The organism is Thiohalocapsa sp. (genome assembly GCF_019695415.1).
GTDB lineage: Bacteria > Pseudomonadota > Gammaproteobacteria > Chromatiales > Chromatiaceae > Thiohalocapsa.
Map to the genome: position 1 here is coordinate 1 of NZ_JAIFKJ010000414.1, position 8,251 is coordinate 8,251.

Genomic DNA, 8,251 nt, shown 5'->3' on the forward strand with positions numbered 1-8,251 from the left:
AGCTGCCGGCGGACGTCGACCCCGGAACGCCAGCAACGGGTCAGGAAGCGGACCTCTGGCGGTTTCCCGGTATTTCCGGTGCACTTTCCAGGGCGAGGGCCCGGGGGTTGCGGTGTCTCAGAGCACGTAGAGCAGGAGCGTGCACCCCAGCATTAAGGCCACCCACAGTACCATGCTGCCGGTGGGCCAAGTGCGAGCGAGGATGCCGTGGGGGCCATGGTGGGCGTAGAGGATGCGGATCTGCCGACGCGCCCAGTCCAGGGCGCGTTCCTCCAGGCGGTCGCGGGCCTCGGCCGTGCGCACCGTGAACTCCTCGGCCAACTCGTGGAGGAACTTGCGGTAGAACCAATCGAAGTCGAGGCTGATGGTGAGCGTGCGCTTCATCTGCTTCAGCAGCACGAAGAACGCGAATCCGGCGAACAGCAGCAGCTGAAGCTGGCTAACCACATGCTCAACGGTGTAGGGCTGGTAGTCCACCGGGTAGGGCAGGATCGCGTACAGGGGCGCCGGGAAAATGCCCAGGCCGATACACAGCCCCGAGAACAAGGTCATGGCCCGGCGTGTCTCGATGGGTGGCTCCGGCGGGCGCAGGCCGGAGTCCTTCTGGAAGAACACGAACCAGGGGAACTTGATGCCGGCGTGCAGGAAGACGCCTGCGGACGCCGCGAGCAGCAGCAGCCAGACGACCAGCAGCCCCTCGTGCGCCGAAGCCGCGGTTTCCAGGGATTTGGTGACGAAGCCCGACGTGAACGGGAACGCGGAGATGGCCAGGGCACCAATAATGCCGTGCATCGCCGTGCGCGGCATGGTCTGGAACAGGCCGCCCAGGTCGGTGCACTTGCGCTTGCCGGTCATCATCAACACACCGCCGGCGGACATCAGCAGCAAGGCCTTGTAGATGATGTGCGCAAAGGCATGAGCCGCGGCGCCGTTCAGGGCCAGCTCGGTGCCGATACCGATAGCGCAGACCATAAAGCCCACCTGGTTCACAATGCTGTAGGCCAGGATGCGGCGCATGTCGTTCTCGAGCAGCGCGTAGATGATGCCGTAGAACACCATGTACAGGCCGATCCAGATCAGGATCTCGGCGCCCGGGAAGATCACCAGCAGTGCGAATACGGCAGTCTTGGTGGTGAACGCAGACAGGAACACGGTGCCGCTGGGTGAGGCCTCGGGATAGGCATCGGCGATCCACGCCGACAGTGGCGGCGCGCCAGCATTGACCAGGATCCCGATCAGCATCAGCGCCGTGCCCAGGCTGTTCGGCTCCAGTGCCTGGACGGCGAGACTGCCGGTGGCCGCCCAGTGGGCGACGATGCCGGCCATGAGCACGACGCCGCCGAGCAGATGCACCAACAGGTAGCGGAACGCGGCGCGGGCGGCGGCATCGGTTCCGGCCGCGAAGATCACGACCGTGGAGCCGATGGCCATCAGCTCCCAGAACACGAAGAGCGTCACCAGGTCCCCGGCGAAGGTGACGCCGATCGCGGAGCCGGCATAGACATAGGCCGCCACCAGCTCCAGCGTGCGCGCCTGGTGCATCGCGTAGAGCCCGCCAGTGAAGGCCATGATCGCGAACACGGTCGCGAACAGACGGCCCTCGGCGGTGGCGTGGACTGGGTCTAGTGCTAAGTCGAGGAAACCAACCGGCAGTGCCACGCCGTCCGGCACCAGCCAAACCAGCGCCAGCGTCGCCAGCGGCAGGCCGAGCAGCAGGTTGCGGCGCGCGGTGCCCTTGAGGGCTGGGATGAAGAAGGCCCCCAGCACCATGACCAGCGCCGGGGGAACCAGCGCCGGGGGCAGGGGGAGGTCAGTCATCATAGTAGTCGTCCGGGCGCTTCAGGAAGATGCCCAGCACCTTGGCCAGGATGACCATGGCCGCACAGGTGGCGAAGCCATACCAGGCGTAGAAGCCGACGCTGGCGTCGAGACGGAAGTCCGTGCCCGGAAAATGGGCATGGTGATGGATGAACAGCCCTGGCAGCAGCGCCAGCGCCAGGATCACGAACTGAGCCAGCCACAGCTTGCTGCGGTTTTGCTTGCGATACAGCCAGTGTGTCTGCTCCGACATGGTGGGCACCTCATCCGGCGGCGGGTGCGCTGCGGCCAACCAGTTGGTCGGCCAGCTCCAGCGGCACCTGGTGGAACAGGAACAGCAGCACCGTCAGCGCCGCTGTGGCAGTGAGGGCGATGACGATGGGCAGCGGCGCCTCGCCGTGGTCGGCCGGATCGTCATCCGCCGGCCGGGCGAACGCGCTGAAGACGATTGGCGCGAAGTAGGCCGCGTTCAGCAGCGTGGACAGCACAACAACGCCGACGGCGAGCAGCTGTCCGGTCTCCAGCGCGCCGGCCAGGATGTACCACTTGGAGATGAATCCAGCCGCCGGCGGCACCCCGATCATGGACAGAGAGCCGATGGCGAAGGCAGTCATGGTCCAGGGCATGCGCCAGCCGATCCCGCGCAGCTGAGACACCTCAGTCTTGTGGGCCGCCGTGTAGATGGCTCCGGCGGCGAAGAAGAGCGTGATCTTGCCGAAGGCGTGGGCGGCAATGTGCAGCGCGGCACCCACCACGGACAATGGCGCCAGGATGGCGGCACCGAGCACCACGTAAGACAGCTGGCTCACCGTCGAGTAGGCAAGCCGGCGCTTCAGGTTATCTTGGCGCAGCGCGATCAGCGAGCCGAGGATAATGGTGAATGCGGCGATGTAGAGCAGCCACTGGGCCGCGGCCACCCCCTGCAGCGTCTCGATGCCGAAGGTGAAGACGATAACTTTGACGACGCTGAAGACGCCGGCCTTGACCACGGCCACGGCATGCAGCAGCGCACTTACCGGCGTCGGCGCCACCATCGCCGCCGGCAGCCAGCGGTGCATGGGCATCAGCGCCGCCTTGCCGATGCCGTACATGAACAGGAAGAACAAGAGCCCGACCACCACCGGCGGCAGGGCCGGGGCGATGTTGGCCAGCAGGCCGCCCGGAATAAACTCTGTACTGCCAGCGATGGCCTGGGTCCAGATGACGGCGGGCAGCAGGAGGCCAATGGAGGTGGCAATCAGAATCCCGAGATAGACCCGGCCGCCGGCGCGGGCGGCATCATTGCCCTTGTGCGTCACCAGCGGATAGGTGGACAGCGTCAGGATCTCGTAGAACAGGAACAGCGTAAACAGATTCGCCGAAAAGGCGACGCCCATGGTCGCGAACAGCGCAATGGCGAAGAAGACGTAGAAGCGGGTCTGATGCTGCTCAGCGTTTCCGCGCATGTAGCCGATGGAGTAGACCGAGTTGATCGGCCACAACAGGGATGCTACAGCGGCAAACAGCATGCCCAGCGGCTCCAGCCGCAAGGCGATGGCGATGCCCGGGATCGGCTCGGCGAAGACCCACTCGGGGCGCGCGCCTGCGAGCACGGCCGGCAGCAGGCTGAGCACAGTCAGGAGCAAGAGCCCCGCCGTGACCAGGGTCACCCCCTCACGCAGGTTGGCCCAGCGTCCGGTGACCCAGATGCCCACCGCGCCAGCCAGCGGCAGGGCCAGCGCCAGCACCATGCGCAGGGCGTCGCTGTCCATGGCCGCGATCATGGCGCCACTCCACCCGCGTACAGCCCGACCGCGATGTCAGTCGCGAGCCCGACCGTGAGGCCGGTGGCGATACCGAAGTACAGGTTGGCGCCCACCAGCACCCAGGTCGGCAGCAGCAGCACCAGCGGGGCCTCGCTCACCGGCGGCGCATCGGCCGGCCGCTCGGCGAAATAGGCAGTCTCGACGACGCGCCAGATGTAGACCACGGCCACCAGCGACGTGACCAGCACCAGCACCACCACGGGCCACCAGCCATTCTCCAGCGCGGCTTGGATCAGATACCACTTGGAAATGAAGCCCACCGTGCCCGGTACGCCAATGAGGCTGAGACCTCCGAGCACGAAGGCCGCCATGGTCCAGGGCATATCACGGGCGGCGCCCGCGATCTCGTGCAGCCGGCTGCCGCCGATGCGGTACACCAGGGCGCCAACGGCGAGGAACAGCGCGCCTTTCATCAACGCGTGGTTGAACAGATGCAGCAGCGCCGCCGTAAGCCCGGTGACGCTCATCGCACCGATGCCGAGCAGCATGTAGCCGATCTGGGCTACGGACGAGTACGCCAGCATGCGCTTGATGCCGTGCTGGAACGCAGCGACGACGGAGCCGATGAAGACCCCCGCAGCGGCCAGCGGCAGCACCAGCAGCTGCACATGCATCTCACCAAAGGTGAACGCAGGCCCGAAGACGGTGTAGACGAAGCGGATCATCGCGTACAGCGCAACCTTGGTGGCGGTGGCCGCCAAGAAGGCCGTGACCACCGATGGCGCGAAGGCGTAGGCGTTCGGCAGCCACAGGTGCAGCGGGAACATGGCCAGTTTCAGGGCCAGGCCCACGACGATGAAGGCAAAGGCGGTGTGCAGTGTGCTGGAGCCCTCCATGGACGCAATGCGCGCAGCGATGTCGGCCATGTTCAGCGTGCCGGTCAGCATATACAGCAGCCCGACGCCGATAATGTAGAAGGTGGCACCGATGGTGCCCATGATCAGGTATTGGTAGGACGACGTCAGTGCGCGCCGATTGCGGCCCAGGCTGATCAGGGCGTAGGTGGACAGAGACGAGATCTCCAGCAGCACAAACAGATTGAAAGCATCGCCGGTGATAACGATGCCGAGAAGCCCCGCCAGGCACAGCAGCAGCAGCGTGTAGAAGATGGCGTGCAGCCGGGCGGGGATTTCGCGGCTGACGCTGCGCCAGGAGTACGGCAGCACGACGGCGCCGATCGCCGAGACGATCAGCAGCACGTAGGCCGCCAGCCGGTCGACGACGTAGTCGATACCCCAGGGCGGCTCCCAATCGCCAAAGGCGTAGTGCAGCACACCGCCCGCGCGCACCTGCCATAGCAGCACAATGCTGATGGCGAGCACGGTCCAGGCGATCAGCGTCGCCACCACCCAGGCGGGGCGGCCGCGGCTCAACAGCAGGCACAGGGGTGCGCCCAGCAGCGGCAGCACCACCAACAGGGCGGGTAGGTTGTCGAGGATCACCAATCGTCGTCCTGCTCGTGGATCTCGTCTTCCTCGATGGTCCCGTAGGCCTCTTTGATGCGCACCGCCAGCGCCAGGCCCAGCGCAGTGGTGGCCACACCGACAACGATGGCGGTGAGGATCAGCACATGGGGCAGCGGGTTGGAGTAGATCGCCTCGCCGGCGACGATGATGGGCGCCGTGCCCTCGTCCACCTTGCCCATGGAGATATAGAGCAGGAACACCGAGCTCTGGAAGATGTTCAGACCGACGATCTTCTTCACCAGGTTGCCGCGCGCGACCACCACATAGAAGCCGGTCATCATCAGGAAGAAGACCACGTAGTAGTTGTACTGGCCGATCCAGTCCACGTCAGGGCTCCTGGGTGATGAACGCGAAGAAGATCACCAGCATCACCGAGGCGACGGTCACGCCGACGCCAAGCTCGATGAGCAGGATGCCGTAATGCTGCCCGTGCACTGCATCATGGGCCAGCACGTCGTAGTTCAGGAAATGGCCGCCCAAGAGCACGGTGGCGATGCCGACGCCGCCGTAAAGCAGCACGCCGAGGGCCGCCAGCGGAGTCAACAGCCGGGGCGGCATGATGCGCATGGCGGCATCCGGACCGTTGGTGAGCGCATACAGGATGATGCCGGCGGCGAAGATCACACCGGCTTGGAAACCGCCTCCGGGCCCGAAATCGCCATGAAACTGGACATAGAGCGCGAACAGCAAGATGAAGGGGATCAGCAGCTTGGCGATCACCTTCAGGACGATGTCATGACTCATCCGGGTCGTGTCCCTCCGTCATCGTCGGTGTCCTCGGCACCCTCGTCGCGACGCCGCCGGCCGCCGATGCCGAGCAGGGCCAGTACCCCAACGCCGGCCGTAAACACCACCACCGTCTCGCCCAGGGTGTCGAAGCCGCGGTAGCTGGCGAGCACCGACGTCACCATGTTCGGGACGCCGACCTCCGTAGGCGAGTCTTCGATGTAACGCGGCGCCACATGGTGGTGCACCGGCGCGGCCGGGTCGCCGAAGCGGGGCATATCGCGGGTGCCCCACAGCAAGACCCCGCCGGTGATCGTGACCACCAACAGCGGCAGCAGCGGTGAATGCCGCGGCGCTACCTGTCGATGCCCGGTGAGGCGCAGCGTCCCCAGCATCAGCATGGTGGCGATACCGGCGCCCACAGCGGCCTCGGTGAAGGCCACGTCGACGGCATCCAGCGCGATGAATATGCCGGCGGTGACCAGGCTGTAGATGCCGGACAACATGACCACGGCAAACAGGCTGCGCAGGCGGACTACGGCCAGCGCGGTGGCGACCAGGAAGGTCAGCAGCACGATGTCGATCAGTTGGCTGATGACTCGTCTCCTTGGTCAGCGTCAATGACCTCGGCTTCGGCGGGCTCGACCCGGGTGTGCATCGCGGCTCGGGCCAGCGCATGGCTCGCCACCGGGCTCGTGTACCACAGGAAAATCAGGATAAACAGCAGCTTGACAGTAACCAGCGTGAAGCCCGCCTGGAGCATCAGCCCGGCCAGGATCATACCGGCGCTCAGCGTGTCCGTGACCCCGGCGGCATGCAGACGGGTATAGAAATCCGGGAAGCGGATGACGCCGACCGCTCCGGAGATGCTGAGGAACACACCGCCGATCAAGAGCGCCATGCTGAGTAGGTCCAGCAGCAAGTCTGGGAATAGCGGTGGCAGCAGATCCATCAGAACTCGTCCGGGCGCGGCTGCTGCTCACTGTCGGCGATCCCCTCAACGAACTTGAGCACCGCGATAACGCCGATGAAGTTGATCAGCGCGTAGGTGATTGCGATGTCGAGGAAATCCGGACGGCCGGTCAAAAAGCCGTAAACCGCGATCAGCAGCACCGTCTTGGTGCCGAACATATTCACGGCGAGGATACGATCGCAGACGGTCGGCCCCAGAAAGGCCCGCGCCAACGCCAGTGCCATGACTACCAAGATGCAGATGGCGGCGGCCGCGAACATCAGGCCTGTCCCTTACCGTTCGGGCTGCTGCGCCGATGTCCAGCGCCAACCTCCAGGCGGCTGACCTCCCGGTCCATCTCGCCGCCGGCGAGGTCAGCAAAAGCATCCCGCGTCAGCGCGTGCACCTGCACATCCGTGTCACTGACCTCGATCGCCACGGTGCCCGGCGTCAGCGTGATGGAGTTGGCATAAATGGTCTTGCAAAGGCTCGTGCGCTGGCTCACCGGCAGCCGCCCCATCACGGGGGTGATGGGCTGGTTCAGCGGATCCCAAACGCGGCGCACCACGTCGATGTTCGACTTGACGATAGCCACGACGAGCCAAACCAGATACCGCGGCAAACGCAGCAGCATGCCGAGGCTGTAACCGTTCTCCTGCTCCGGGCTTTGCAAACGCGTGCCGATCCAGGCCACGAACAGCGACGAGGCCAGCCCCAACCCCAACAGCAACCCGTTGTCCCAGAAACCGGACAGAAGCAGCCAGAAGCCGAACAACACAGCGAAGAGGAGGGAAAAGTACAGCACGAGGGGATCAGGAGTAAGGGATCATGGATGCCGAACAGGAGATGATGAATCCAAGCGCCCTTACAAGTCCGACATCGCTCCGAACACAGGCTAGCGGGGGGGCGGAAGATCGGTCAAGCCCCAAGGCAGCGCGGCAGCTGGGCCGGACCCGGCACTGGCCCGCGGCGCGGCGGCGCCGTAACACGCGCCCACCGAGGCCCGCGGCAGCCAGCGCACGCTGGACCGGCGCGCGCGCAAGCTGGGGCTGCTGCTCGCCGACGGGCGCATGTATCCGCCGCGGCAGAAGCATGTGCTCTTCTTCGGCCACACGGGCAGCGGCAAGACCACGGAGCTGCTGCACTATGCGACCCAGCTTGCAGGCCCGGGGCGCTTCTGCGTTGTGCAGCTCGACATCACCAAGGACCTGGACCGCAACAATCTACAGTACGCCGACACCCTGATGGCCATGGCCCGCGCCCTGCTCCACCGGCTGGATGCCCCGGGTGTGGGCCTCGGCACCGATGCGCTGGCGCCGCTGGATGCCTGGTTCAGCGAGCGCGTGCTCACCACCGCCGCGGGCCGCGAGCTGACCCTGGAGATCAAACACGGCGCCGCGGGCAAAGGCGGCGTCCCCGGCCTGGGGAGGCCCTTGCCCAGCTCTACACCCGCCTTCAAGGCCAATGCGGCATAACAGAGCGAG

Annotated in this window: 11 protein-coding genes; 1 reads left to right on the forward strand and 10 read right to left on the reverse strand. The window is 65.6% G+C overall.

Going from position 1 to position 8,251, the window contains the following annotated elements:
- Positions 1–117 precede the first annotated feature (117 nt).
- The 10 genes from I6U14_RS11815 to I6U14_RS11860 are packed head-to-tail and all read right to left on the reverse strand — an operon-like array spanning position 118 to position 7,572.
- A complete protein-coding gene (locus I6U14_RS11815; RefSeq protein ID WP_296899566.1) occupies positions 118–1,821 on the reverse strand; it encodes a Na(+)/H(+) antiporter subunit D in 1,704 nt (567 codons plus the stop codon).
- On the reverse strand, positions 1,811–2,071 hold the full coding sequence (locus I6U14_RS11820) for a hypothetical protein (RefSeq protein WP_296899568.1): 261 nt from the start codon (positions 2,069–2,071) through the stop codon (positions 1,811–1,813). The genes I6U14_RS11815 and I6U14_RS11820 overlap by 11 nt, the downstream gene beginning before the upstream one ends.
- 10 nt (positions 2,072–2,081) lie before the next feature.
- Positions 2,082–3,581, reverse strand: coding sequence for a monovalent cation/H+ antiporter subunit D family protein (locus I6U14_RS11825; protein WP_296899570.1), 1,500 nt, complete (start codon positions 3,579–3,581; stop codon positions 2,082–2,084).
- Positions 3,578–5,065: a monovalent cation/H+ antiporter subunit D family protein gene (locus tag I6U14_RS11830; RefSeq protein WP_296899572.1), complete on the reverse strand. Its 1,488-nt coding sequence runs from the start codon at positions 5,063–5,065 to the stop codon at positions 3,578–3,580. Before I6U14_RS11830 ends, I6U14_RS11825 begins: the two co-directional genes overlap by 4 nt.
- Positions 5,062–5,415, reverse strand: coding sequence for a cation:proton antiporter subunit C (locus tag I6U14_RS11835; protein ID WP_296899574.1), 354 nt, complete (start codon positions 5,413–5,415; stop codon positions 5,062–5,064). Before I6U14_RS11835 ends, I6U14_RS11830 begins: the two co-directional genes overlap by 4 nt.
- Before the next feature lies 1 nt (position 5,416).
- Positions 5,417–5,833, reverse strand: coding sequence for a Na(+)/H(+) antiporter subunit B (locus I6U14_RS11840; protein WP_296899577.1), 417 nt, complete (start codon positions 5,831–5,833; stop codon positions 5,417–5,419).
- Positions 5,830–6,390 (reverse strand): DUF4040 domain-containing protein, encoded by a 561-nt coding sequence (locus I6U14_RS11845; RefSeq protein WP_296899579.1) that lies wholly within the window; start codon positions 6,388–6,390, stop codon positions 5,830–5,832. Before I6U14_RS11845 ends, I6U14_RS11840 begins: the two co-directional genes overlap by 4 nt.
- An 8-nt stretch (positions 6,391–6,398) precedes the next feature.
- Positions 6,399–6,767, reverse strand: a complete 369-nt coding sequence (mnhG, locus tag I6U14_RS11850; RefSeq protein WP_296899581.1) for a monovalent cation/H(+) antiporter subunit G — start codon at positions 6,765–6,767, stop codon at positions 6,399–6,401.
- Positions 6,767–7,048 carry a monovalent cation/H+ antiporter complex subunit F gene (locus I6U14_RS11855; RefSeq protein ID WP_296899583.1) on the reverse strand — a complete coding sequence of 94 codons (282 nt, stop codon included), beginning with the start codon at positions 7,046–7,048 and terminating at the stop codon, positions 6,767–6,769. Before I6U14_RS11855 ends, mnhG begins: the two co-directional genes overlap by 1 nt.
- Positions 7,048–7,572, reverse strand: coding sequence for a Na+/H+ antiporter subunit E (locus I6U14_RS11860; protein ID WP_296899585.1), 525 nt, complete (start codon positions 7,570–7,572; stop codon positions 7,048–7,050). The genes I6U14_RS11855 and I6U14_RS11860 overlap by 1 nt, the downstream gene beginning before the upstream one ends.
- A gap of 265 nt (positions 7,573–7,837) precedes the next feature.
- Here I6U14_RS11860 and I6U14_RS11865 point away from each other — a divergent pair, with 265 nt between their 5' ends.
- Positions 7,838–8,242 carry a hypothetical protein gene (locus tag I6U14_RS11865; RefSeq protein WP_296899586.1) on the forward strand — a complete coding sequence of 135 codons (405 nt, stop codon included), beginning with the start codon at positions 7,838–7,840 and terminating at the stop codon, positions 8,240–8,242.
- The last annotated feature ends 9 nt before the right edge of the window (positions 8,243–8,251 follow it).

Excerpts from the sequence above, each read along its gene's own strand:
- I6U14_RS11815 (WP_296899566.1), bottom strand. The coding sequence starts at position 1,821 with ATGATGACTGACCTCCCCCTGCCCCCGGCGCTGGTTCCCCCGGCGCTG.
- I6U14_RS11820 (WP_296899568.1), bottom strand. The coding sequence starts at position 2,071 with ATGTCGGAGCAGACACACTGGCTGTATCGCAAGCAAAACCGCAGCAAG.
- I6U14_RS11825 (WP_296899570.1), bottom strand. The coding sequence starts at position 3,581 with ATGATCGCGGCCATGGACAGCGACGCCCTGCGCATGGTGCTGGCGCTG.
- I6U14_RS11840 (WP_296899577.1), bottom strand. The coding sequence starts at position 5,833 with ATGAGTCATGACATCGTCCTGAAGGTGATCGCCAAGCTGCTGATCCCC.
- mnhG (WP_296899581.1), bottom strand. The coding sequence starts at position 6,767 with ATGGATCTGCTGCCACCGCTATTCCCAGACTTGCTGCTGGACCTACTC.
- I6U14_RS11855 (WP_296899583.1), bottom strand. The coding sequence starts at position 7,048 with ATGTTCGCGGCCGCCGCCATCTGCATCTTGGTAGTCATGGCACTGGCG.
- I6U14_RS11865 (WP_296899586.1), top strand. The coding sequence starts at position 7,838 with ATGTATCCGCCGCGGCAGAAGCATGTGCTCTTCTTCGGCCACACGGGC.